Origin of the sequence: Streptococcus sp. HMSC072D07 (assembly GCF_001814835.1) — a bacterium.
Taxonomy (GTDB): Bacteria; Bacillota; Bacilli; order Lactobacillales; family Streptococcaceae; genus Streptococcus.
Window position 1 is genome coordinate 229,402 of the sequence record NZ_KV818036.1, and the last position, 24,275, is coordinate 253,676.

The 24,275-nt window shown below is 40.9% G+C and carries 20 protein-coding genes; 5 read left to right on the forward strand and 15 right to left on the reverse strand.

What is annotated here, in order from left to right:
* Positions 1–129 precede the first annotated feature (129 nt).
* The 3 genes from HMPREF2991_RS01965 to HMPREF2991_RS01975 are packed head-to-tail and all read right to left on the reverse strand — an operon-like array spanning position 130 to position 1,505.
* The gene (locus HMPREF2991_RS01965; protein ID WP_049520741.1) at positions 130–486 is read right to left on the reverse strand and encodes an arsenate reductase family protein; all 357 of its coding nucleotides are present in this window, start codon (positions 484–486) and stop codon (positions 130–132) included.
* 12 nt (positions 487–498) lie between these two features.
* The gene (locus HMPREF2991_RS01970; RefSeq protein ID WP_049520740.1) at positions 499–1,014 is read right to left on the reverse strand and encodes a methylated-DNA--[protein]-cysteine S-methyltransferase; all 516 of its coding nucleotides are present in this window, start codon (positions 1,012–1,014) and stop codon (positions 499–501) included.
* On the reverse strand, positions 1,011–1,505 hold the full coding sequence (locus HMPREF2991_RS01975; protein ID WP_070568982.1) for a GNAT family N-acetyltransferase: 495 nt from the start codon (positions 1,503–1,505) through the stop codon (positions 1,011–1,013). Before HMPREF2991_RS01975 ends, HMPREF2991_RS01970 begins: the two co-directional genes overlap by 4 nt.
* A 134-nt stretch (positions 1,506–1,639) precedes the next feature.
* Here HMPREF2991_RS01975 and HMPREF2991_RS01980 point away from each other — a divergent pair, with 134 nt between their 5' ends.
* Together HMPREF2991_RS01980 and HMPREF2991_RS01985 are read left to right on the forward strand one after the other, a co-directional pair.
* Entirely contained in the window at positions 1,640–2,086 is a 447-nt protein-coding gene (locus tag HMPREF2991_RS01980; protein WP_001087578.1) for a DUF1836 domain-containing protein, read from the forward strand.
* On the forward strand, positions 2,083–2,730 hold the full coding sequence (locus tag HMPREF2991_RS01985; RefSeq protein WP_001097972.1) for a PAQR family membrane homeostasis protein TrhA: 648 nt from the start codon (positions 2,083–2,085) through the stop codon (positions 2,728–2,730). Before HMPREF2991_RS01980 ends, HMPREF2991_RS01985 begins: the two co-directional genes overlap by 4 nt.
* Before the next feature lie 20 nt (positions 2,731–2,750).
* On the opposite strand, the gene pdxT is transcribed toward HMPREF2991_RS01985, so the two are convergent.
* From pdxT to nox, 3 genes are all read right to left on the reverse strand, one after another.
* Positions 2,751–3,332 (reverse strand): pyridoxal 5'-phosphate synthase glutaminase subunit PdxT, encoded by a 582-nt coding sequence (pdxT, locus tag HMPREF2991_RS01990; protein WP_070568984.1) that lies wholly within the window; start codon positions 3,330–3,332, stop codon positions 2,751–2,753.
* Positions 3,333–4,208 (reverse strand): pyridoxal 5'-phosphate synthase lyase subunit PdxS, encoded by an 876-nt coding sequence (pdxS, locus tag HMPREF2991_RS01995; RefSeq protein WP_070568986.1) that lies wholly within the window; start codon positions 4,206–4,208, stop codon positions 3,333–3,335.
* Positions 4,209–4,512: 304 nt separating this feature from the next.
* Entirely contained in the window at positions 4,513–5,892 is a 1,380-nt protein-coding gene (gene nox, locus HMPREF2991_RS02000; RefSeq protein ID WP_000036761.1) for a H2O-forming NADH oxidase, read from the reverse strand.
* Positions 5,893–6,199: 307 nt separating this feature from the next.
* Between nox and HMPREF2991_RS02005 the strand changes: the two genes are divergently transcribed.
* The 3 genes from HMPREF2991_RS02005 to HMPREF2991_RS02015 are packed head-to-tail and all read left to right on the forward strand — an operon-like array spanning position 6,200 to position 9,015.
* Positions 6,200–7,129 (forward strand): FAD:protein FMN transferase, encoded by a 930-nt coding sequence (locus HMPREF2991_RS02005; protein ID WP_070569209.1) that lies wholly within the window; start codon positions 6,200–6,202, stop codon positions 7,127–7,129.
* Between the two features lie 18 nt (positions 7,130–7,147).
* Positions 7,148–7,753 (forward strand): NADPH-dependent FMN reductase, encoded by a 606-nt coding sequence (locus HMPREF2991_RS02010; protein WP_000915935.1) that lies wholly within the window; start codon positions 7,148–7,150, stop codon positions 7,751–7,753.
* A gap of 17 nt (positions 7,754–7,770) precedes the next feature.
* Positions 7,771–9,015: an NAD(P)H-dependent oxidoreductase gene (locus HMPREF2991_RS02015; RefSeq protein ID WP_049501180.1), complete on the forward strand. Its 1,245-nt coding sequence runs from the start codon at positions 7,771–7,773 to the stop codon at positions 9,013–9,015.
* Positions 9,016–9,100: 85 nt separating this feature from the next.
* On the opposite strand, the gene HMPREF2991_RS02020 is transcribed toward HMPREF2991_RS02015, so the two are convergent.
* From HMPREF2991_RS02020 to gyrB, 9 genes are all read right to left on the reverse strand, one after another.
* Positions 9,101–9,358, reverse strand: a complete 258-nt coding sequence (locus HMPREF2991_RS02020) for a DUF896 family protein (RefSeq protein WP_070568988.1) — start codon at positions 9,356–9,358, stop codon at positions 9,101–9,103.
* Positions 9,359–9,399: 41 nt separating this feature from the next.
* Positions 9,400–11,436, reverse strand: a complete 2,037-nt coding sequence (gene glyS / locus HMPREF2991_RS02025) for a glycine--tRNA ligase subunit beta (RefSeq protein ID WP_070568991.1) — start codon at positions 11,434–11,436, stop codon at positions 9,400–9,402.
* A gap of 211 nt (positions 11,437–11,647) precedes the next feature.
* Positions 11,648–12,565 carry a glycine--tRNA ligase subunit alpha gene (gene glyQ / locus HMPREF2991_RS02030; RefSeq protein WP_000038733.1) on the reverse strand — a complete coding sequence of 306 codons (918 nt, stop codon included), beginning with the start codon at positions 12,563–12,565 and terminating at the stop codon, positions 11,648–11,650.
* 35 nt (positions 12,566–12,600) lie between these two features.
* Positions 12,601–12,972 carry a GFA family protein gene (locus tag HMPREF2991_RS02035; protein WP_000912017.1) on the reverse strand — a complete coding sequence of 124 codons (372 nt, stop codon included), beginning with the start codon at positions 12,970–12,972 and terminating at the stop codon, positions 12,601–12,603.
* A 316-nt stretch (positions 12,973–13,288) separates the two neighbouring features.
* On the reverse strand, positions 13,289–17,800 hold the full coding sequence (locus HMPREF2991_RS02040; RefSeq protein ID WP_070683322.1) for a S8 family serine peptidase: 4,512 nt from the start codon (positions 17,798–17,800) through the stop codon (positions 13,289–13,291).
* Positions 17,801–18,090: 290 nt separating this feature from the next.
* The gene (locus tag HMPREF2991_RS02045; RefSeq protein ID WP_070683324.1) at positions 18,091–18,933 is read right to left on the reverse strand and encodes an aldo/keto reductase; all 843 of its coding nucleotides are present in this window, start codon (positions 18,931–18,933) and stop codon (positions 18,091–18,093) included.
* A gap of 81 nt (positions 18,934–19,014) precedes the next feature.
* Positions 19,015–20,406 (reverse strand): peptidoglycan-N-acetylglucosamine deacetylase PgdA, encoded by a 1,392-nt coding sequence (pgdA, locus tag HMPREF2991_RS02050; protein WP_070683326.1) that lies wholly within the window; start codon positions 20,404–20,406, stop codon positions 19,015–19,017.
* Positions 20,407–20,508: 102 nt separating this feature from the next.
* The gene (ezrA, locus tag HMPREF2991_RS02055) at positions 20,509–22,236 is read right to left on the reverse strand and encodes a septation ring formation regulator EzrA (RefSeq protein WP_070683328.1); all 1,728 of its coding nucleotides are present in this window, start codon (positions 22,234–22,236) and stop codon (positions 20,509–20,511) included.
* An 80-nt stretch (positions 22,237–22,316) separates the two neighbouring features.
* A complete protein-coding gene (gene gyrB, locus HMPREF2991_RS02060) occupies positions 22,317–24,263 on the reverse strand; it encodes a DNA topoisomerase (ATP-hydrolyzing) subunit B (protein WP_070683330.1) in 1,947 nt (648 codons plus the stop codon).
* Between the last annotated feature and the right edge of the window lie 12 nt (positions 24,264–24,275).

A 24,275-nucleotide genomic window follows, 5' to 3' on the forward strand; every position in this document is an offset into this window, starting at 1 on the left:
ATTCTATCATACTTCTGCTCGCAAGCAAATTATTTGCTACGGGCTGCTCAGACTTTGTCTATCTTCTAGTTTATCACACTTTAAAACAGGGAGGCTATATATTTTACCTATCAAGGAGATAAATAAAAACTATCTCAAACCTAAGTCCTCATAGGTTTTTCTATAGCCAATTTGTTTAACAGCACCATTCTCCACCAAAATTGGACGTTTCAATAACATACCATCACTCGCTAGAAGCTTGGCTGCTTCTTGTTTTGACAAACTTCCCACCTTATCTTTTAGGCCCAGTTCGCGGTATTTAATCCCGCTGGTATTGAAAAATTGTTTCACTTCAAAACCGGAAGTTTCCAACCAGTTCAAAATCACGTCTTCACTTGGTGTTTCTTCTACGATGTGGACATCTTGGTATTCCAGTCCAAGTTTATCCAATTCATTTTTTGCTTTCTTACAAGTTGAACATTTTGGATATTCGATAAATTCTAACATCTTCTTTTCTTTCTATTTTTTATTTTCTTGAAATGCTGCACCTTCATGTTGCAAGAGCCAGGCTTTCTTTTCGACTCCAGATGCATAGCCTGTCAGACGATTGCCTGATCCCAGCACACGATGGCAGGGTACGAGTATGGACCAAGGATTACGCCCCACTGCTCCGCCAATCGCTTGAGCAGAAGCCACTTGCAGGTCTTGCGCTATTTGTCCGTAAGTTACTGTCTGACCATAAGGAATGGCCTGTAAATAAGTCCAGACTCGCTTTTCAAAATCCGTTCCAATAGGAGCCAAAGGTAAGTCTGATAGGTCCTGAACACTGCCTTCGAAATAGGTATCTAAATAGGAAATAACTTGCTCTAATACAGGATGGCTAGCAACTTCTTCTATCGTTTCATCCCCTAATCCCCTCTCAAAATGGGTTTGGTCCTGTACCCAAATTCCATACAGATATTGCTCGTCAGCAACTAAGGATAAGGTTCCAATTGGCGACGGGTAGAGCATTTTTGCGTACTTTTTCTGCTTCATTTTTTTAATTTCTGATAGGCCAAACGTTCCCCATCAACTGGAACCTTACCAACCTTTTGGAAGCCTAGCTTTTCAAAGATATGCTGCATAACCTTGTTTTCTGCATGCGTATCTGAACGAAAATCTAGATAATCAAAACCTTCAATCAAGCCTTCTAGGAAAGTCTGAGCAACACCTTGTCCTTGGACATCTGCTGCCACAGCGATACGGTGAAAGACCAGATATTCTGATTCTCCCCCCTGCCAACTCCCTTCATAAATGGCTTCATAGGCTTCCTCTGGGCTCTTGGTCACAGCAGCATAAGCTAGCAGTTCTCCTTCTTCCAAGGCCACATAAGCTTGACCAGAGATGATATCATCAATAATGATATCTGCATTTGGATAGCCATTTTGCCACTGGTCGCTACCAGACTCAGCTAAGCACTTTTTAGCATCCTCCATCACCTGCATAATCGCATCTACTTCGTTTGGAAAAGCTAAACGAATCTCCATCTTTTCCCCTCATTTCTAACTAGTTTCTCTCATCATAGCATAATTTAAAGCTTTCTACAAGCAGTTGAAACTTGACTTTTGTTTTTTATTATTTTATAATCTAGTTATCGAAACTAGATAAAAAGGAGTTGGAAATGAATTCTAACTTTTCCTACCCAAAATGGGAAGACATTCCAAATATTGACCTCTATCTGGATCAAGTTTTACTTTATGTCAATCAAGTCTGTGCCCCTATCTCTCCAGATAAAGACAAGGGTCTAACAGCATCCATGGTCAATAACTATGTCAAACATGGTTACCTGACAAAGCCAGACAAGAAAAAATACCAACGCAAACAGATTGCCCGTTTGATTGCCATCACCACTCTCAAGTCTGTCTTTTCGATCCAAGAAATCGCTCAGACACTTAATACTCTACAAACTCAAGCGAGCTCAGACCAGCTCTACGACGCTTTTGTGGACTACATGAACCATGGGATTGATCCAGAAAATCCTATTATCCAAACCAGCTGTCAAACGGTTAAACTCTATCATCAAACTCTAGACTTAATCCTTATCAAAGAAGAGGAGGAAATCCAATGAATACTAGTCTAAAGCTCAGTAAAAAACTCAGTTTTGGAGAGGAAATTGCTAATAGCGTGACCCATGCTGTGGGTGCCGTTATCATGCTCATCCTACTCCCCATTTCATCCACCTATAGTTATGAAGCACACGGATTTTTATCATCTTTTGGCGTTTCTATCTTTGTTATCAGTCTCTTTCTCATGTTCCTCTCGTCAACCATTTACCACTCTATGGCCTATGGTTCGACCCACAAATACGTCTTGCGAATCATCGATCATTCTATGATTTATGTGGCTATCGCAGGCTCATATACGCCGGTCGTATTGACTTTGATGAATAACTGGTTTGGCTATCTGATCATTGCCATTCAGTGGGGAACGACCATCTTTGGCATCCTCTATAAAATCTTTGCTAAAAAGGTCAATGAGAAATTCAGCCTTGCTCTTTATTTGATTATGGGCTGGTTGGTTCTGGCTATCATTCCTGCCATTATCAGTCAAACAACACCAATTTTCTGGAGTCTCATGGTAACTGGCGGACTCTGTTATACAGTTGGAGCTGGATTTTACGCTAAGAAAAAACCTTATTTCCACATGATTTGGCATCTCTTTATCCTAGCAGCATCTGCACTCCAATATATCGCGATTGTTTATTACATGTAAAAAAGTTGAGAATCATTTTCTCAACTTTTTTCTTTACACATATTGATAAAGTACTGGTGCAAGCCAACATCATCTGTCAATTCTGGATGAAAAGAAGTTACCAGCATATTTTTTTCTTGCGCAGCTACGATTTGATTATCAACTGTTGCTAGAATTTCTACACCCTCTCCAACACTACTGATAATCGGTCCACGGATAAAGGTCATGGGAATCTGACCGACTCCCTTACATTCTGCTTCTGTATAAAAACTTCCCAGTTGGCGTCCATAGGCATTGCGCTCAACTACTATGTCCATAGTCGCTAGATGACTTTCTTCTTGAGAAACGATTTCCTTAGCTAGCAAGATTAAACCTGCACAGGTCCCAAAAACGGGAAGACCAGATAAAATCGCTTCTCGGATTGGAATCAGCATCTGCTGGTCACGCAAGAGTTTGCCCATGGTTGTAGATTCCCCTCCAGGTAAAATCAAACCAGATAAGTCACTCTGAACTTGTTGAAAATCATCTAAATTTCTGATTTCAACACTAACAACACCTAACTTTTCTAGCACTTTAGCATGCTCTTCAAAGGCACCTTGCAAGGCTAATATTCCGATTTTCATCTATTTTCCTCGCTCAGCCATGAGAATTTGGATTTCATTCTCATTGATACCAACCATGGCCTCCCCTAGATCTTCAGAAATTTGAGCCAGAATTTGAGGATTTTGGTAGTTGGTTACGGCCTTAACAATAGCACTTGCTCGTTTAACAGGGTCGCCTGACTTGAAAATACCTGAACCGACAAAGACGCCTTCTGCCCCCAGTTGCATCATCAAGGCCGCATCTGCTGGCGTTGCCACACCTCCGGCTGCGAAGTTGACAACTGGTAATTTTCCATGTTGGTGGACGTATTGGACTAATTCAACAGGGACTTGCAACTCCTTGGCAGCCACATAGAGCTCATCTTCACGGAGGTTTTGAATGCGGCGAATTTCTTGATTCATCATACGCATATGGCGAACGGCTTGGACGATATCTCCTGTACCCGGTTCTCCTTTTGTCCGAATCATGGAAGCTCCCTCAGCGATACGACGCAAGGCTTCACCCAAGTCCTTAGCCCCACAGACAAAAGGAACTTTAAATTCTTTCTTGTCCACATGAAAACGGTCGTCAGCTGGAGAAAGCACTTCACTCTCATCGATATAGTCGATCTCAATGGCTTCTAAAATCTGAGCTTCTACAAAATGCCCGATTCTGACCTTGGCCATCACTGGAATACTGACCGCTTCTTGGATTTCCTTAATCATCTTTGGATCACTCATACGGGAAACCCCGCCAACTGCCCGAATATCAGCTGGAATCCGCTCCAAGGCCATAACAGCTGCCGCACCAGCAGCTTCCGCAATCCGAGCCTGTTCAGGGTTCTGCACATCCATGATAACACCGCCCTTAAGCATCTGTGCCAAGTTTTTATTTAGTTCATAACGATTTTCAGTCATTTGTTTTATCCTCATTATTTGTATTGGTAGCTACCATTTCATTTTAAGCCAGATTAGAATGAAGTACAAGATAAAAAAAGGATAATTGTATGGGTACAGATTGATACTCAATGAAAATCAAAGAGCAAACTAGGAAGCTAGCCGCAGGTTGCTCAAAGCACTGCTTTGAGGTTGTAGATAGAACTGACGAAGTCAGTAACATATATACGGTAAGGCGAAGCTGACGTGGTTTGAATTTGATTTTCGAAGAGTATAACTAAAAAACTATCTGACCTTAACTTAAGGACAGATAGTTCATCAATTTTTATTTTTCAGCTGTAAGAGCAGCCATTGTGATGTAGTTGTATGGTTTGTTAAAGTGTGGCAAGAAGAATAGGTCTGTCAATGCCAATTTATCAATTGTTACATGCTCTTGGATAGCAAGTGAGAACATGTGGATACCCATACTGATAGCAGCATCATGTGACACCATTTGTGCACCAAGGATTTCGCGGCTGTCTTTGTCAAAGACAATCTTGATGGCAACTTCGTGGTTGTCATGTTTTATAAATTCTGGTTTTTGAAGATCGTTAAATCCAGTTTCAGTTGCATTATAGCCTGCAGCTTTGGCTTTTTCAAGAGTCAAACCAGTTGAAACCATGTGAAGACCGTAGATTGAAATACCGTTTGATCCTTGAACTCCGATTCCTTCCAATTCATGGCCACAAGCATTGTAAGCACCAACGATACCAGTACGTACAGCGTTTGATGCAAGAGCGATGTAGCTTGTATCTTTACGTGCATTGTCATAAACAGTTGCACAGTCACCAACAGCGTATACACCTGGGATAGATGTTTCTTGTTTCTTATCTACAAGGAAGGCACCGTTACGGAAGAGTTCAATCTTACCGTCAGCAAGAGCTGTGTTTGGACGGAAACCAACAGCAAGAACCACCATATCTACATCAAATGTTTCTTTGTCTGTTACCAAGCGTTCAACTTTTCCATCACCTTGGATGGCTTTAACTGTTTGACCAAGAGCCAAGCGGATGTTGTGGTCTTCCAAGTTCTTCGCCATCATTTGTGTAAAATCTTTATCATAGTAACCGTTCAAGACAGTGTCTACGATATCGACAAGCACAACTTCTTTTCCAAGACGCTCGAAAGCTTCGGCAAGTTCTACACCGATGTAACCACCACCAACAACGGCAATGCGCTCAAGGTGTTTGCTCTTGTCTTCAAGTTTTTCAATAACTTCTTCAGCGTTTTGGTACAATTTAACAAATTGTACATTTTCAAGAGTTGCTTTGAATTCGCGGTTGCCCTTAACGATTTCAACACCTTCGATTGGAGGCAAGATTGGAGTTGAACCAGTTGCAAAGATCAATTTGTCATAAGACTCTTTGTGTTCTTTACCTTCAACTTCTGCAGTCACAACTTTGTTATCGTAGTCAATTGAAAGAACTGGTGAGTTCATGTAAACTTTAGCACCTTTTGCTTCCAACTTTTCTTTATCAGAGTAGAAGAGACCTTCTGGGCCATCAATTTGTTCCCCGATCCAAAGCGCCATTCCACAACCAAGGAATGAAATATTTGAGTTTTGGTCAAATACTACGATTTCGTTCTCATGTCCGAAGTTGTCCAACATGGTATTAATACAAGCTGTACCAGCGTGGTTAGCACCAACTACAACGATTTTACTCATAGAAAAATTCCTACCTTTAATTTTTGATTTACCTTTCTAGTATATCATTTACTGTTAGCGTTTACAAGGTATTTGCTCAGAATTCTCTTTTTTTCAGAAAAAAATACACTTAACATTGATAAATCTAATTTTTCTATCGTTTTCATATTAATTCTGAGCATATTTCTTGACTTTTTGTCAAAATTTATTTGTGAAAACGCTGACTTTATGATATGCTAGATACATGGAAAGAAAATGTAAGGGGTTTAATTTTTCTTTAACGACCTTATATTGAATGATTTCCTATAAAGAGAAAGGAGCTGGTAGCTTGCCTCTTCATTCACGTTCTGAACGGCTAATGGGAACAACTATCACGATTTCATTAGTAGATGAACAGGCTGATTGCCTACTTCAAGGAGCCTTTGATTTACTCAAGGAGCTCGAATACCGCTTCAACGCCAATAGTCGAGAATCCGAACTGATGGAAATCAACTACCAGGCTGGAATCGCACCTGTTAAGGTTCATCCTGACCTATTTGAACTGATTGCTCTTGGACTGGAGCATAGCCTAGCTCCATCTAGCCATCTCAATATCAGTATTGGCCCCTTGATTCAAACCTGGCGAATCGGCTTTTCAGATGCCCGACTCCCAGAGCTAAACGAAATCGAAGCTGTCTTGCCTCTAGTTGACCCGCATTTTATCAAGTTGGATCCGACTAACTCTACTGTCTATTTAGAGAAAAAGGGAATGAAACTTGATTTAGGTTGCTTAGCTAAAGGCTATAGTGCAGATAAGGTTGCCCAGTATTTGAAAGAACACGGTGTCACCTCTGCCTTGATCAATCTCGGAGGAAATATCCTCACCATCGGGAACAACCAAGCCAAAGAAGGGAAAGCCTGGCAGATTGGGATTCAAGATCCGCGAAATCCTCGTGGCAATCATCTCCTAACTATCCCTGCTTCTAACAAATCTGTTGTCACTTCAGGTATCTATGAACGCCACCTGACAGTAGATGGAAAAGACTATCACCATATCTTTGATAGTGAGACAGGATTCCCTGTCGAAACCGATCTCGCTAGCCTAACGATTGTCTCAGATAAATCCGTCGATGGTGAGATTTGGACAACGCGCCTTTTCGGAGAACGAAGTGCTTCTATCCTCTGGCAAGTCGAAAGTATAGATGGAATTGAAGCCATCCTCATAGACAAAGAGGGACGCCTTGCATGTTCTTCAGGCCTTCAAAATTGTATTATGTAAAAAGAGAAAGGAAATCTCATGCTAAAACTTATTGCCATTGTTGGAACGAACTCTAAACGTTCTACAAACCGCCAATTGCTCCAATACATGCAAAAACACTTTGCTGATAAAGCTGAAATTGAACTCGTTGAAATCAAGGATATCCCTGTTTTCAACAAACCAGCAGATAAGCAACTTCCAGCTGAAATTCTTGAGATTGCAGCTAAAATTGAAGAAGCTGATGGTGTGATTATCGGTACTCCTGAGTACGACCACTCTATCCCTGCAGTTTTGATGAGCGCTCTTGCTTGGCTATCTTACGGTATCTACCCACTTTTGAACAAACCAATCATGATCACTGGTGCTTCTTACGGTACACTTGGTTCATCTCGTGCCCAATTGCAACTTCGTCAAATCTTGAACGCTCCTGAAATCAAGGCAAATGTTTTACCAGATGAATTCTTGCTTTCTCACTCTCTTCAAGCATTTAACCCAAGTGGTGACTTGGTTGACCTTGACGTCATCAAGAAATTGGATGCCATCTTTGATGACTTCCGTATCTTTGTGAAGATTACTGAAAAATTGCGCAATGCGCAAGAATTGCTTCGCAAAGATGCAGAAGAATTTGACTGGGAAAATTTGTAAGATAGGAGACCGAAAGAATGAAATTTGTTGGACTTGTTGGATCAAACTACGATCAATCATATAACCGCAAACTCTTGGAATTTATTCGTCGCAATTTCAAATTCAAATTTGAATTAGAAGTTCTTGAAATTGACGAAGTTCCAATGTTTAACCAAGACGAAAAATGGGACGAAAGTTTCCAATTGCGTTTCTTGTATAACAAGATTACACGTGCTGATGGTGTCATTATCGCCACTCCTGAGCACAACCACACTATCTCAGCTTCACTCAAATCTGTACTTGAATGGCTTTCATACGAAGTTCATCCATTTGAAAACAAGCCTGTTATGATTGTGGGAGCATCATACTACGACCAAGGAACTTCACGTGCCCAAGTTCACCTTCGTAAGATCCTTGACGCTCCTGGTGTCAATGCCTACACACTTCCAGGTAATGAATTCCTTCTTGGTAAAGCCAAAGAAGCTTTTGATAACAATGGAAACATCACCAACGAAGGAACTGTTAAATTCCTTGAAACTTGCTTAGATAACTTTGTTAAATATGTAGGAGTCGTTTCGAAATTGAAAAAACCAAAACCAATCGAACCAGAAGACTTGGATTGTGGAAAACCAATTGCTACAACCATTACAGAAGTTGACCCTGACGATCCAGAATGGGTAGAAAAAGTTGCAGCAATCACTGGCGCTGTTTCTGGTGATACCTATGTCAAATTGGACCACGGTATCCTGACAGTTAACCAAATCGATATGTTCTTGAAAGCTATGCCATTTGAATTGACATACGCTGACGACAACAACCAATTCCTCTACTACAACAACGCTCACCAAGATCCAGACACCATGTTCGCTAAACGTGTACCACCTCAATCAGGTAGTCGTATGTCAACTGTTCATGGATCACTTCCACCAGCACGTATGAAGAACGTAGAGTGGGTTATCGGAACACTCCGCAACGGAAACCAAGAATACGTTCGTACAATCGTCCCAGGTTCACCTGCAGGTGTTATCAACACTCACAACTACCAAGCGATGTATTATCCTGACGGATCATACGCTGGTATCAATGAAATCGTCTTTAACTTCCAACCATGGCTTGACTGGTACCTAAAAGAAACGGGTCAACGTTTGGTAGGCGGTAGTGGGCCATTCGCTCCTGCTGCTGGAGGTCATGGAGACGCTGATGCTACTTCTGGTGCTTCTGATTCAGGTGATGCTGGAGGCCACGGTGGTGGTGCAGACGCTACTTCTGGTGCAAGCAACTAAAAAATCAAAAAGGAGCCACTTGGCTCCTTCTTTTTTGTTATTAGCAAAAAAAGGTTTTGTAAATCATCTACAAAACCCTTGAATGTTATGAATTCGGATCATCAAGACTACGGCCGTGCAAACCTTTTTCACGTTGTACTTGGCGTAGTTTTTCTGGTGTAACATCGTTTCCTTGTTCATCCACGATTTTGATACCCTCGACGTGGTGACGAACTGAACGACGATAGCCTTCGATGTATTCCTCACGAAGCTTAGCTTGTTCCACTTTTTCAGCAGAAGTTAGGCCTTCTGTTTTTTTCTTTCTAGCAAGCTCATTGATACGAGCTATTTTTTTCGGATCCATTTCTTCTCCTTTGTGATAAGATACAGTTCGTTTGACTGAGTTTATTTGGTATTGATTTGGTTGAAACGAGCGAGCTTAGCTGCTTTCTTGGTTAATTGCGACAAGATAGCCAATCGATTTTGACGAATATCTTGATCTTCGGCCATTACCATGGTATTTTCAAAGAAAGCATCAATAACTGGACTGAGCGCAAAGAGTTGTTCTAATTGTTGGCTTGCAGTTCCTGACAAAACAAGTGATTCTACGGCTTCTGCCAAGGCTTTCTCTTCTTCATTCTCAAAGAGAGCAGGATCAACAGTATCAGTTCCTTCTGCTTTTTCTGCCAAGTTGAAAGCACGTGAGAGGGATTCGACAGATGGTTTGAAGTCTTCTTCCTTGCTCGCTTCGACAAGAGCACTTGCTACTTCCAGCATATCCGCCACAACAAAGTTCGAACTTGCAAGGACTGCTTCCTTGATATCTTTCGGAGTTGACCCCATCATCTTATCAACACGAGCCTTGATAAAGTCCATAACCTCTGCTTTATTTGCATAAGTCAAGCTGTCAAATTTCAAACTGTAAAGGCTATCGATCAGCTCATCCATAGCAATGTGCCAACCAAAAGCATCCAAGATACGAACTACACCTTGCGTCGCACGACGAAGGGCATAAGGGTCATTAGAACCTGATGGAATCAAGCCAACTGAGAAGAAACTCAAAATCGTATCCAATTTATCAGCGATGGCTAGAATGGCTCCCACCTTGCTCTCTGGAAGAGCTCCGTCAGCAGCTGTCGGCATGTAGTGTTCACGAATCGCTGCTGCAACTGCTGGAGTTTCCCCAGCAAGGAGGGCATATTTCTCACCCATAATCCCTTGGAGCTCATCAAACTCACCAACCATCCCCGTCAACAAGTCAAACTTGTAAATGGCTGCTGCACGAGCAAGGTCAACTGTTTCATCCACTGACAAGCCAGCTTTTTCTGCCAAGAGAATGGCAATCTGACCAGTACGAATCATGTGTTCACGAAGAGAACCAATCTTTTCGTGGAAGGTCACATGGTTCAATTTTTCAACAAGGTCAGAAATAACCAATTTTTGGTCCTCACGCCAGAAGAATTCTCCGTCTTCCAAGCGGGCAACCAAGACTTTTTCATTTCCCTTGATAACATTTTCCAAATGCTCTGCGTTTCCGTTACGGACTGAAATGAAGTTTGGCAAGAGTTTACCGTCTTGATCACGGACAACGAAGTAGCGTTGGTGTTCCTTCATCGAAGTCACCAAGACCTCTTCTGGCACTTCAAGGTATTTGGCGTCAAAACTTCCCATGAAGGCAGTTGGGTATTCAACCAAGTTCAAGACTTCATTAAGCAAATCCGCATCAATTTCGATACCTACACCATGTTCAGCTTCGATTGATTTGATTTGGTCAACAATCATTTGCTCACGTTCACGAGGATCCGCGATTACAAACTGCTTACGAAGATCTTCTTCATAGCTCAATGCTGACTGAATCTTAGTTTCTTGTCCCAAGAAACGATGACCGCGGCTTACACGACCGCCCTTGATATCAAGGAAATCCAAGTCAAACTCTTGCTCGTCCAAGAGAACTGTCAAAGTGTGTACAGGGCGGATGTATTCAAAGGTGTTGTTAGCCCAGTGCATGCTGACAGGGAAAGTCAGTGACTTCAAGACGTCTACTACACCTGGAACAATGGCTTCAACTGCTTGACCCACTTCTTCCTTGGTAACATAGACGTATTCTTCACCCTTGATTTCACGGAATTCGATATCTTCAACTGTCAATCCTTTTCCACGGACAAATCCTTGGGCTGCTTTGGTGAAGTTTCCATCACTATCCAAAGCAATTTTCTTTGCTGGACCCTTGAAATCTTCTGTCAAATCAGACTGTTTGTCTGCAAGACCAGTCACACGAACAGCCAAACGACGGGGTGTTGAGAAGGTTTGAATGTCTTCAAAGGACAGGCGGTTTTCCTTGAGGAAGGCTGCCATTTTTTCACCTAGTTGTTTTTCACTTGGGGTTACTACGTAGGCTGGTAACTCTTCAAGACCGAGTTCTACTAATAAGTTTTTTATCATATTTTTTCTCCGAAAAGTATCTTTTTATTTTCCAGTTTGCCTTATGTGATTGGCACGCAAGCAACCGACTTCGTCGTTTCATTGCTAAAATTGGAGCCAAAAGTCTCCAATTTTGCCTAGTATCCTTAGCTTCACTAAGGATACCTTCATCACTGCGGCAACTGGCTCAGGGCTCACTCTGTTCGCCCATTTTCGTAATTTGTCACTCTCTTTATTCTGCGTCTTCTGCTAGGAGTTTAGCTCGTGTTGCTTCATCCAAAAGTGGGTAGCCTAGGCGTTTGCGTTCTGCGACAAAGGTTTTAGCTACGACACGGGCCAAGTTACGAATACGAGCGATATAGCCTGCGCGTTCGGTTACGGATACAGCACCACGCGCATCAAGTAGGTTAAAGGTGTGTGAACATTTGAGAACATAGTCATAGGCAGGGTGAACCAAACCTTCTTCCAAGGCGCGACCAGCTTCTTTTTCAAACTTATCAAAGTTTTCCAGCAACATTTCTTGGTCCGAAATTTCAAATGAATATTTTGAATGCTCGTACTCAGGCTGGATAAAGATTTCTCCATATTTTACACCATCAGCCCACTCAATATCGTAAACAGAGTCTACTTCTTGGATGTAAGAAGCCAAGCGTTCCAAACCATAAGTAACTTCCGCAGTCACAGGGCCAGTTGCCAATCCACCGACTTGTTGGAAATAAGTAAACTGAGTGATTTCCATCCCATCAAGCCAAACTTCCCAACCAAGACCAGCAGATCCAGTTGATGGATTTTCCCAGTTGTCCTCGACAAAACGAATATCGTGCTCCAAAGGATTAATTCCCAATTTTTCCAAAGATTCAAGGTAAAGTTCTTGAATATTTGATGGAGAAGGCTTCATGACCACTTGGAATTGGTGGTGTTGGTAAAGACGGTTAGGATTTTCCCCGTAGCGACCGTCGGCAGGACGACGTGATGGCTCTACATAAGCCGCATTCCATGGCTCAGGCCCAATAGCACGAAGGAAAGTGTAAGGACTCATTGTCCCTGCACCTTTTTCATTATCATAAGCCTGCATAAGCATACAACCTTGGTCATTCCAAAATTGTTGCAAAGTCAAAATAATTTCTTGAAATGTTAATTTCTTAGACATTGTTTACTCCTTTAATTTATATTATCTTTTTAGCTTTATTCATCAAGCAACCAAGAAAAAGCTGGGTCCTGAAAAATATGACGTTTGGGAACAGTTTGTAAATTCTGATCGCATTCGTCTATTGTACCTAGTTTCAAAGCACAGACTTCTGGTATATTTTCTTGAGCAGTGAAAATTTGACTATGACAGTTCTGACAGTAATAGCGTTGTTTTCCTGGAGATGAACTATAGGTAACCAACTGTTCTTTTCCATGCAATACTAGGTTTTTACTACTAACTTTGGCATTCACTGTATAGGCAGACGCAGTTGCTTTCCGACAGAATGAGCAGTGGCAAAAAACTAATTCCGACAATTCCTCATCTAAAGTGTAGGTCACTGCTTTGCATAAACAAGATCCTTTAAGCATTATGCTCCTTTCTACTTAGGCATTAGACGAAATTCAAAAAGAACCGAATTTCAACACCCAAGCCTTGCGACTAGGGGCGTCAGAAACGCGGTTCCACCCTAATTTATTACTTCATTGTTTTTAAAAATACGACAGAAAGCGCCAGTTTCTTACCTTGTTCTACTTGGCTCCCACTACCCCAAGCTCGCTGAAGAACGCCCTAAGACTTTCTTTCCTAGCTAGTATTATAGCAGATTTTCTAGCTAGTGTAAACCAAAAATGAGTCTGAAAACAAAGTTCCAGACTCATTTATCAGTAAAGCTTCAGAAAGTCCTGTTTAAGGATGTCTTTTCGCTTTTGTTTTTTTGCCATGTAGATTTCTCTTGGCTTGTTTCAAGGCTGTAATGGCATCTTTGACATCTTCTTGGCTCGCTCCTGGATCTTTAAGGAGTTCCTGTGCCTCTTTAAAAGTTAAAAGATAAGCTGCTTTTTCTTTCTTGTCTGCATAGATAAATCTCGCGTTCTTTTCTTGGAAAAGACGTTCATCCTTGACCAGTTTCTTCAGACTAGAGAAGTCTGTAGCTTTGCCATTCAATTTACTTTTAGCTGTTGCTAGGGCAATGAGAGATTGGTCAATTTGATCCTGTTTGACTCTAGGGTCCACAGCTAGTAAGGCGATTTCTTGGAAGGCACGATCATAAGCTCGACGTACTTTTTCTTTGGCATTCGCATATCGTCCAGTTTTAGTCGTTGCGTAGTAAGCTTTCATAGCTTCTTTCAAGGCTGTAACGTTCGAATCTTTTCCATCCAAAGCTTTACCAGCAGCCTCAAGACTAGCGAGAACGCCATCAATCAATTCTTGCTTCAACTTGCTTGACAAGGCTGACTGTGCCACTTGGAAAGCTTGGTCATAAGCTTTTCTCTTATCTGCACTACTATTAAAGTAACGAGACGTTTCTACCAGTTCTTTTTGTTGATTTACCGCAGCAATCAAGGCCAACTTAGACACAACAGATAGACGCAAAGCATTATTTCGACCTGGCTTCACGAGCAAGGAAACGAGATCTTCAAGGAGTTCATATCCAGTTGGCAAGGTGACTTGTACAGTATAACGACCTGTAGCAACTTTCTTACCAAAGGCGTATTGACCGTATTTTTCAGCAGGAAGAGTGATACTTGTCCCATCTTCTCCTTTCAGAACCACTGTAGTCGTCTTTGGAACTGCTTGGTTGAAGGAAACAGATACCGGTGCATATTCTAGGAGATTTGCTAGGAAGGTAATGGTTTGGAAACTATTTTCTTCCGTCAAGTCAAACTCTTGGGACAAAGCACTGATAAATTTTAATTCTGTTCGGTCATAACTGAAAATTTCTGCTGTATAATGACCAAACTGTAAGAAATGAATCGCTTTTGTCTTGTCAACATCAACATATTGTCCCTTGCTATTTTTGATTCGATAGACGTAGAGGGTATCAATATCCTGGTTTGTTTTTGCATCCTTCAAGGCAATTTTCACTCGACCACTATTTTGATCGCGGACAAGTTCAGCAAGTGAGATATAGTCTACATTTCCTGCATAGTCCTCAACAAGATAGTAAATATTAGCCTTGTCAACATTCTTAGGAAGTGTATAACTACCGTCAGCATTGGCCTTAATCAGATGGGTGTTCTCAAGCGCACGAGTTCCAGACTGGTCTTTCCCAGTTAGAACCATGGTCCCTTTCTGATCAAATGGTGTGATATAGAAGACTTTTTCTGAAAGGATACCGCCTTGACCCACATCTTTTGGTTTTCGAGCTACGAATTCTTGATTTCCATCTTTAAAGCGAATATAACCACTTGTGATGACAGGTTTTTGAGTATCAATCTGAATTTTGAAGGTCGTGTATTGTTCTTTGGCTCCTGGAACATCTGGTGTGTAACTAATAACATAGTCATATAAACCATCTGCAACAGTATTGCCATCAAAATCCTGACCTCTCCAAGCGGTATTATCTAGAATATAACTCTTCAGATTTCTACTGTCACCATCAAAATAATTCTTACGAAGATCCTTTGCATCGCCCTCCCAAATAGGATGTTCATGCTTAGTATCCGTAGCCGCATAAACTGTAGCCCGAAGATTTACAAGATTTCTCAAAGCAACCGTTTTGTATTCAACTAGGTCTTTGTTTCCATCATCATTTGGAGAAATGGCAATACGGACATTCCCTTTTTCGTCCAACTGAAGAACATGCTTACCTTCAGCATTTTGTTCAATCCCAAGAACAGTAATTCGGCGTCCTTGGCGTTGACCTTTAGACACTAGAAGGTCATTTTGCAAGGTAGCTAGATAGGTAGCATCATTAGAGTAGTTAACGGCGGGATTTTCTTTGTCTACTTCCGTGTAAAATCCATTTTTCCCTTCTCGGACAAGATTGTAAATTGGTTTTTCGACAGCAGGGAGATTTTGGAATTCACCTCGGAAGCCCATAAATGCAAGACTTACAATATCCCCATCATCTGCTGGATCTACAAAGCGAACAAAACCTTCAAGGAAATAGCCATTTGACATTTGTTTGCTGAGTTCAGCAGCAAATTTTCGAGCATCCACTTTAACAGTGACTGTTTGACTGCTGTGGGCTTTGACCGTCACTTCAGGCCAGACTGTCTCCGTTAGTTTTCGAGGTCGAAGGGTGAATTTTCCATCTTGGACTTCGTCTGTATTGGTATTCACCACCATCTTGAGAGTGCGGTCAGTATCTGAAATGTTGTGTACAGTGACCTTGAAAGTAAATTGATCTCCAACATTTCCTAAAGTCACGCTTGGATAACCATTTTCACCCGTTACATAGAGGTCTGTTGACACTGCAGCAGCTGTATCCACAATACCAGAACCTTGCTGACGAGGAGAGGTATAAGTGCCTGTGTCCTTATTAACATGTGGTTTTGCAGTTGACATGATCAAGGCCTTGACAGTCTCTGATACTTGCTCAGGAGTCAATTCTGGATGGTGTTTTTGAAGGTATTCCTTAACCAGAACTGCAACACCCGTAACGTGAGGAGCCGCCATACTGGTTCCGCTGATACTACCGTAGGTATTGTCATTAAAGGATGAGTAGATATTGCCACCAGGAGCTGTCACATCTGGTTTCAATTGTCCATCGGTAGTCACTCCCCAACTTGAAAAGTCAGATAGCTGATTGGCTACATCAGAAGGACGATTATCCATCTTACCATTAAAAACAATCTTGTAGTTTCCTGATTTTAAGGCTTCACCATACTGTTTAGAAATAAATACAGAAGGAATTTTCTTTGCTTCATCATCAATAGCCATATTGATGTTTGCACCTTCTACATTATTGTAGATCAAAGCACCAACTGCACCGTGTTTTCGTGCATTTTTGATCTTCTCTGAAAAGTTCATAGCTCCTCGCTGAATGAGGGCAAGTTTCCCAGTTAAATCCAACTTCGCAAAGTCTTCTTCACGACCTAACCCTGCTTCGACGTATTCGTACTCTTTTCCTTTTTCAAAGTCCTTATCTGCTTCAGGTTGATTATAATCAAATTTTCCGTTATGAAGGCCGGCATTTCCCTCTAGACCTTTAACTTCAAAAACGGCTGTTGTCAATGTTTTATTGTTGACAGAAGCAACTGAAATTGAGTCTTCAACAGTGGATGGATTTCCAACCAAGCCATAGTCTGGGTTTTCGGCTAGCGGTTTTGAATAACCATTTCCAAATGTATTGCTGTTTCCTGCTGAGATAAGAACAGATACTCCCTTGGCACGAGCCCGTTTGATGGCATCCACGATATCGGAACCAGCATCCACCATAGAACCAGTGCTAGATCCCAAACTCATATTAATAGCATCTGCTCCTAAGGCAACTGCATCATCAATCGCCTTTACATAAAGGGCAGAACTGGTCGTTTTTTGGCGGTCTGAAAAGACACGCATAAACATGACTTGGGCTTCTGGCGCCACACCATAAACTTTTTCGCCATTCGGTGCTTCTTTATCAGGATTTCCAGCTGCAATCCCTGTTACGTGCATCCCATGAGAAGTTCTTTCTGCTTCTTTGATTTTATCTGTTCCGTCAAAGTAGTCATAGGCATAGACAACCTTATCGCTATACCATTTACCGTAATCGATTCCAGCAGCCTTTTTAGCTGCTTCGATAGCTTCCTTGTTTTTAAATTTTGCTTTTGACGGATCCGAAATTCGAAGAACCTCATGATTCAAATCAAGCCCTGAGTCAATAATGGCAACAACGGTCCCTGTCCCCTTGTAACCAGCCTTCCAAGTTTTCGGTACTGTGATGATATCATTGCTTGAAAGACTATTTGGTTTTGCAGACTCAGTTTTTTCTTGTTCTTTTTCTGTAGTTGCTGTTTCTCCATTAGTTTTAGGAGCTGTCGTTGCTTTAGCCTCTTTTTTCTCTATGGTAGAGGACTTCTCAGTAGCAGGCGCTGTACTGGTATCGACTGTTGTTTCTTTTTGAACGACACCTTGATTTTCTTCTTTTGCAACTGCGCTATCTTTTCCTGATTCTTGGGCTTCGGCAGTTTTATCAACCGGAGCATCTACCTTAGCATCTTGTTTACTAGCATCCTCTTTAGAAGTTTCAACTTCTTGTTTCTCTCCAACTACTGGTGCTATCCCATTAGTATTGGTTTGGTCAGTCGCAGAGTTTGAGTGTTTATCGTCTTTTAGCTCTGTCTTAATTTCCTGAGTTTGAGCTTGATTTTCACCTGTACTCTGCTCATTGGCACTGACTTGACTTGCTCCAAAAACCAATGCAGTTCCCAATAAAACTGAAGCAAGACCAAATTTGTATTTCCGTAATGAAAAACGTTGTCGTCTATTCATAAATAATCTCCTTTTTCTTTAAAGTATACCTATTATAACGCAAATAATCATAAATTTTCATAAAAATCTGAATTGTCACAAAAATGTAATATTTACGTATATATTTTACTTATTTAATTTTATCATTCGTGTTATTTGCTCCATCAAACCACAGTTTTTTTAAATTCATTCCTATATTTCAATCCATAAAATTATTTCATTATACAAACAATTTAGATTTTTTATACACAAAAAGACTAGAATTTAAAATTCCTAGTCTTTGTTATTTCAGTATAAATAGATTTCACAAACTAAAAATCCATCTCATCCACACGAGGTGCGCCCGAAGTCACTAAAATTGTCTTTAAGACTTCTCGCTCGTCTTTGCTGAGTTCAATTCCAAAACAGTCAAGATTGCTCTGGATACGAGAGGCTGTCACTGACTTAGGTAGGGGTAAAAAATCTTCTGCCAAACTCCAAGCCAAGGCAATTTGAGCCACTGATTTCCCATGCTTCGCAGCAATTTCTTGGACTTCTTTCTGTTCAAACAACTCTCCTTGTCCAAATGGCCCCCAAGCCTCTAAGAGAATTCCTTTCTCTCTACAGTAGTCAACCACTTCCTCTTGATAAACTCCTGGTGCCAAGCGCACCTGATTGACCGCTGGAATGACTCTTGCTGTCTCAAGCAAGGCATCCAAATGATGAGGAAGGAAATTACTAACGCCGATAGCACGGATTTTGCCTTCTTGGTAAAGATCCTCCATCGCTCTCCAGACTTCAGCATTGCGAGTTTTCCATTCGTCATTTTCTCTTAAAGGTTTTGGATTTGGCCAATGGATAAGGTACAAATCTAGATAATCCAATCCCAGTTTTTCCATTGATTCTTCAAATGCTTGGCGAGCTTCATCATAGCTGTGATTGGTATTCCAGAGTTTGGTCGTTACAAAGATTTCTTGTCTTGGAATACCGCTATCTCGAATAGCACGACCAACACTTTCCTCATTTTTATAGATAGCTGCAGTATCGATATGACGATAACCAGCCTTTAAGGCTTCTAAAACGGCTTGGTAGGCTACCTCTCCATTTTCAGCTTTCCATGTTCCAAATCCTAGTACAGGAATTGAAACTCCATTATTAAGGGTATAAGATTTCATCGTTTTTCCTTTCTATGTGAAGAAAATCTAAAGAAACAAAATCCTGATTATCAGAACACTTGCTCCTTTAGATTTTAACAATTATTGATCACGATCGTAATAGATCTCGTGAGCCTTCAAGCGAGAATTGAGCAATTCAGGAACGGTCACAAATGTATACCCTTCACCCTTTAAATACTCAATGACACTTGGTAGAGAATTAACTGAAGGACCATGGATATCATGCATAAGAACGATCGATCCATTACGAACTTGACGTTGTATCTCTGTCAAAATAGCTGTTTCATTCTTACTCTTCCAGTCCAAACTATCCACATCCCACATGATAAAGCTCAAGTCTAGACTGTTACGAATATCATCTGTAATGGCACCATAAGGCGGACGCATGAGTTTAGAGCTTGATCCTAAAACTTGAGTTAACAGATCTTCTGTATCAGTGATTTGCTTTTTAGCATCTTCGAGCGAAAGTTGTGAAAGAACGGGATGACTCCAGCTGTGGTTTCCTACAACATGACCTTCTGATTTCATTCGTTTTAGAAGGTTTTCATTACCTGCAATGTTTTTACCAAGTACAAAGAAGGTTGCTTTTACACCATATTTAGCTAAAGTATCCAAAGCTTGCGTGGTTGTAGTAGGATTTGGACCATCGTCAAAGGTTAAGGCTACAACCTTTTTATTTTTTTGAGCAAAGTATGCTTGGTACAGTTCAGCATCCTTTTCTAATAGATAAGAGGACTCCAATACATCAAAGAAACTGGATATTGGTAAGGCAATTTCCTCCAGAGTCTCCCCTGGATTAGCAGGATAAAGGATGATTTGACTATCCTTATAATCAAAGCTCCAAGATGTCAATTCTTGGTCTGTGAAGCTCTTTATAACTTGATCAATTTTTGCCTGGTCAAGTTTCTTATCTTCTAGAGTTGATTTGATTTGAGTCAGTAAGAGTTCCTTAGCCTTGCTTGCATCTTTGAAGAGTTTGCTGAGGTCAAAATCTTTCCCATCTTCAGTCAAGAAAATTTTCCCTAAAGAAGTCTTTTCTTTTTCTTCAACCTTTGATGCAGACAAATCGTAGACTTGCTTACTGATACTACGAGCAACAACTCCCTTTAAGACTGGGTCCAACTGCTCAGTATAATAAAAGACCAAATCCTCTTTATCTTCCAGCTTTTCTTTAATATCCTGGTTGATTTTTTCTCTAACAGACGCAATGACTTCCTCTCCTTGCAGAGGGTAGTAGGCAATCACCTCAGCTTGACCTTTTCGGAAATGGTCCTTCTGACTACCTGAGTTGAATTGCTGGTCCTTTTCGCTTTTTAGCGCTTCAATTTTTTGTTCGTAAGATTGCTTTTGTAGTAGCTTATAACCAATAGCACTTCCTAATAGAATCGTAGCAATTCCTAAGATTCCAACAAGGGAAAGCAATAGCCTTCTCGTTTTATCGTGAGAAACACGTTTCGCTCTATTTTTTTTCATATTTCCATCATATCAAATCGAGGCTATTATTTCAATGATAAACAAGAATTCTGATTTCTTTTTAGAAAAATAAAAAAGCTTAGAAATATCTAAGCTTCTCGTTTAGAAACGAATCGTTTCACGTGTTTTCTCATATGAAGTTACAAAACGGTTTGTGACTCCTGGTTCAGCAACTTCCAAGGCTTGTGAAATTTTTTCAAATGACGCCTGGTAGTCAAACTCTTTTTCAAAAATTTCAAGCGCTTCGTTGAAGGCCTCTTGGATACGCTCATCAAATGAACGGTAACGGTTTGAGTATTGGAGTAGTTGCTCAGTCAAGGTTGCATATTGAACGATATCATAGGTTTCTGTTTCAAGTGCTTCCATATCATTTGTTGCGACTTCAAGAATTCGTTTAACCGATTCAATATTCACTTGTGGTTGTTCTAACTCTGCCATCAAATCTTCTGTGTTATGACTTGCAGTAAAGAAAAGTTTCAAGAAACTTTGAGGAATACCTGGCAAGTTTCTCTTCTCCATGTAACGTTTGATAGTATGCAAACGGTTCACATAGACATTTGCTTTTTGGCGAGCATTGAGGTCGTCTTTTTCAATTTGCGCAAGTCGTTCGCTAACAGAGATTTGCTCATCCTCTATATCCTTGAGGTTGCTTTGAAGCATTTCCAACTGTTCTTCAAGAACAGAGAAGGCTTGAGTTGGCTCGCCTTGGTCTTCTGTTACCTCTAAGATAGCTGTATCAAGTGCAGCCAATTCTGCTTGAAGACGACGAACATGATTGCCATCACTTTCAGGAAGAAGGTAGGTTTTAGTCAAGCGTTCAAGGTCCTGAACAAGCACCTGATTATTTTCTTTCAAGTGGTTGAGATAAGTTGGTAATGTAGCAAGAAGACTTTCAACTACTTTTTGAGCTGCAATTTCACGAGTGAAGATATCATAAAGCGCATTGATTTCTTCTTGGATGCGATTATTTTCATACTCTGCATTGTCCAATTCCAACTGACGAATATTTTCTTGATTATTTTTCAGAGATTCATGCAAAAGTTGGAAACGAGACTCAATATCTGTTTCTGTAAAGTGGTAGTTGGCATCCAACAGCTTGCGATAGCCTTCTTCCAAATCTGCCAATTGTTCTGGCAGTTCCTTTGTCAAGGTTTCAACAAGAGCTGGAATTCGCTCAACGATGTGTGTCAAAGCGAGAATATGATTTTCAGTTGAATCAAGAATTGCTGCGGCTTCAACCGGGTCACCTGATGAATTTAGGGTAACAAATTGAGAGAATTCAGATTGGATGTTTTCCAATTGTTTCTCAATCTCAGGAAGGGCCTTACCATATTTCTCCGAATCTTCTGCAACGGTATGTTGAAGGGATTCAAACAAGTCCAAGGCATGAAGGACACGGCCACTATTCTTAGATTCTTGTTTTTCAAGATCAGAAAGGGCATTGCGAATAGCTGCAATATCTTCTTCAATCAAGCCGATTTGGCTTTCAATTTGATCAATCTTGTGAGCAGCTTTGAAAAAACGGAAAGAATTGTTGTAGCTTTCAGCTTCAAAGAGGTGATTTTCGATATCAGCAAATGAGTTCAGAGATAAATCAACCCATTTTTGGTTCCATTCACGGAAGGTCACCTGACTTTGACCAATCAAGTGCATGTTTTTAACGGCTTCAACCTCATCATTTACAGGAAGGTTGTAGAGTTCTTCTTTTCTTTCTTCAAGGGCCGTTAATCTGCTTACATTACGCTTACGTAAAAAGATGGCTGTTACATAAGCTAAGATCAGAATGACTGCAATCGCAACCATTAGATAAATTAGTTGTCCATTAGACATATCAAACTCCTTTTATACTAGAAACAATCGTAATGATTATATCATATTTTTTAAACCAAGGGAACTATTTCCCACATTTTTTAGACGTCAAGTGTACTGTAAACAGCGTTTTCTTCGATAAATTCGCGACGAGGTTCTACTCGATCCCCCATCAACATATCAAAGATTTTATCTGCTTCGGCAGCATCATCTACCGAAACACGCGCCATCAAGCGATGTTCAGGATCCATGGTTGTTTCCCACAATTGGTGGTCATCCATTTCTCCCAAACCTTTATAACGTTGGATGGTTGGTTTTGAACGCCCTTCACTATGACGTGCTAAGGCTTCTTGGAGTTTAATTTCTTGATCTGCACCAGGTTGAATGTATTCTTTGATCTCACTTCCAACTTTAACCCCATAAATTGGTGGTTGGGCAATGTAGACATAACCAGCCTCTAAGATTGGTTTCATATAGCGATAAATCAAGGTTAGCAAGAGAGTTCGAATGTGGGCTCCATCAACATCGGCATCGGTCATCAAAACGAGTTTTTGGTAACGAGCCTTAGTTACATCAAATTCTGCACCAAATCCTGTTCCCATGGCTGTGAAAAGGCTTCGAATTTCTTCGTTGGCAAGGATTTTATCCATGCTAGCTTTTTCAACGTTCAAGATCTTACCACGAATTGGCAAGATAGCTTGGAATTCACGATTACGACCAGATTTGGCTGATCCACCAGCTGAGTCTCCTTCGACGATGAAGAGTTCGGTTTCAGCAGGGTTGTTAGAAGAACAGTCTGCTAGTTTTCCTGGCAAATTGGAAATTTCCAAGCCAGATTTCTTGCGTGTGACTTCACGCGCACGCTTGGCAGCTACACGAGCCTTGGCAGCCAAGATTCCTTTTTCCACGATACGCTTGGCGATCTGTGGATTTTCCATGAGGAAATCAGAAAAGGCATCGCTGAAGAGGCGATTGGTAATCTTGACTACTTCACTATTTCCCAGTTTGGTCTTAGTTTGTCCTTCAAACTGCGGGTTTGGATGCTTAACTGAGATAACTGCAGTCAAGCCTTCACGGACATCTTCTCCTGTTAGGTTGTCTTCATTGTCTTTTAGTAGTTTATTCTTGCGAGCATAATCATTGATAACACGTGTCAGCGCTGTACGGAAACCTTGCTCATGCGTACCACCTTCATGGGTGTGAATGTTATTGGCGAAACTCATAACGTTTTCGTGGTAACCAGTTGTGTACTGCATGGCTACTTCAACTGTGATATCATCCATCTCACCGTCTGTGTAGATTGGTGTATCAAAGATCACATCCTTGTTCTCGTTGATATATTCAACGTAGCTAGCAATCCCACCCTCATAGTGGTAATGTTTAGTCTGTTCGAGACCTTCACGCTTATCTGTGATGGAGATTCGAAGGCCTCGGTTCAAAAAGGCTAGTTCTTGAATACGTTTGTTTAATTTTTCAAAGTCAAAAGTTGTTGTTTCTGTAAAAATCTCTGGATCTGGTGTAAAGTGAACTGTTGTTCCGCTTTTATCCGTATCTCCAACTACCTCAAGATCAGCAACAACATGACCACGACGGTATTCTTGGTAATGAATCTTACCGTTTTTATGGACATGAACATCTAGTTGAGTTGAAAGAGCGTTTACTACTGATGAACCTACACCGTGCAATCCTCCTGAAACCTTGTATCCGCCACCGCCGAATTTTCCTCCAGCGTGAAGAACTGTAAAGACAGTCTCAACAGCGGGACGTCCTGTTTTTTCCTGAATATCAACAGGAATTCCACGCCCATCATCCACAACGGTGATGGAATTATCTGGCTCTATAAAGACTTGGATGTGACTGGCAAATCCAGCTAGAGCTTCGTCAATTGAGTTATCAACTATTTCCCATACTAGATGGTGAAGACCTTCTTTTGAAGTCGATCCAATATACATACCTGGACGCATACGAACAGCTTCAAGTCCCTCCAAAACTTGAATTTGACTGGCATCATAATCTTGTGCCTGTTGATTTTTGATTTCTTCTGTCATTTTTTCCCTTTT

Bases quoted from the DNA above. Each gene is read 5' to 3' on its own strand.
- HMPREF2991_RS01965 (WP_049520741.1), bottom strand. From the start codon at position 486: ATGTTAGAATTTATCGAATATCCAAAATGTTCAACTTGTAAGAAAGCA.
- glyQ (WP_000038733.1), bottom strand. From the start codon at position 12,565: ATGTCTAAGAAATTAACATTTCAAGAAATTATTTTGACTTTGCAACAA.
- HMPREF2991_RS01980 (WP_001087578.1), top strand. From the start codon at position 1,640: ATGAATTCTAACTTTTCCTACCCAAAATGGGAAGACATTCCAAATATT.
- HMPREF2991_RS02010 (WP_000915935.1), top strand. From the start codon at position 7,148: ATGCTAAAACTTATTGCCATTGTTGGAACGAACTCTAAACGTTCTACA.
- pgdA (WP_070683326.1), bottom strand. From the start codon at position 20,406: ATGAAAAAAAATAGAGCGAAACGTGTTTCTCACGATAAAACGAGAAGG.
- HMPREF2991_RS02035 (WP_000912017.1), bottom strand. From the start codon at position 12,972: ATGCTTAAAGGATCTTGTTTATGCAAAGCAGTGACCTACACTTTAGAT.
- HMPREF2991_RS02045 (WP_070683324.1), bottom strand. From the start codon at position 18,933: ATGAAATCTTATACCCTTAATAATGGAGTTTCAATTCCTGTACTAGGA.
- pdxT (WP_070568984.1), bottom strand. From the start codon at position 3,332: ATGAAAATCGGAATATTAGCCTTGCAAGGTGCCTTTGAAGAGCATGCT.
- gyrB (WP_070683330.1), bottom strand. From the start codon at position 24,263: ATGACAGAAGAAATCAAAAATCAACAGGCACAAGATTATGATGCCAGT.
- HMPREF2991_RS02015 (WP_049501180.1), top strand. From the start codon at position 7,771: ATGAAATTTGTTGGACTTGTTGGATCAAACTACGATCAATCATATAAC.
- ezrA (WP_070683328.1), bottom strand. From the start codon at position 22,236: ATGTCTAATGGACAACTAATTTATCTAATGGTTGCGATTGCAGTCATT.
- glyS (WP_070568991.1), bottom strand. From the start codon at position 11,436: ATGATAAAAAACTTATTAGTAGAACTCGGTCTTGAAGAGTTACCAGCC.
- HMPREF2991_RS01975 (WP_070568982.1), bottom strand. From the start codon at position 1,505: ATGGAGATTCGTTTAGCTTTTCCAAACGAAGTAGATGCGATTATGCAG.
- pdxS (WP_070568986.1), bottom strand. From the start codon at position 4,208: ATGACTGAAAATCGTTATGAACTAAATAAAAACTTGGCACAGATGCTT.
- nox (WP_000036761.1), bottom strand. From the start codon at position 5,892: ATGAGTAAAATCGTTGTAGTTGGTGCTAACCACGCTGGTACAGCTTGT.
- HMPREF2991_RS01985 (WP_001097972.1), top strand. From the start codon at position 2,083: ATGAATACTAGTCTAAAGCTCAGTAAAAAACTCAGTTTTGGAGAGGAA.
- HMPREF2991_RS02040 (WP_070683322.1), bottom strand. From the start codon at position 17,800: ATGAATAGACGACAACGTTTTTCATTACGGAAATACAAATTTGGTCTT.
- HMPREF2991_RS02020 (WP_070568988.1), bottom strand. From the start codon at position 9,358: ATGGATCCGAAAAAAATAGCTCGTATCAATGAGCTTGCTAGAAAGAAA.
- HMPREF2991_RS01970 (WP_049520740.1), bottom strand. From the start codon at position 1,014: ATGAAGCAGAAAAAGTACGCAAAAATGCTCTACCCGTCGCCAATTGGA.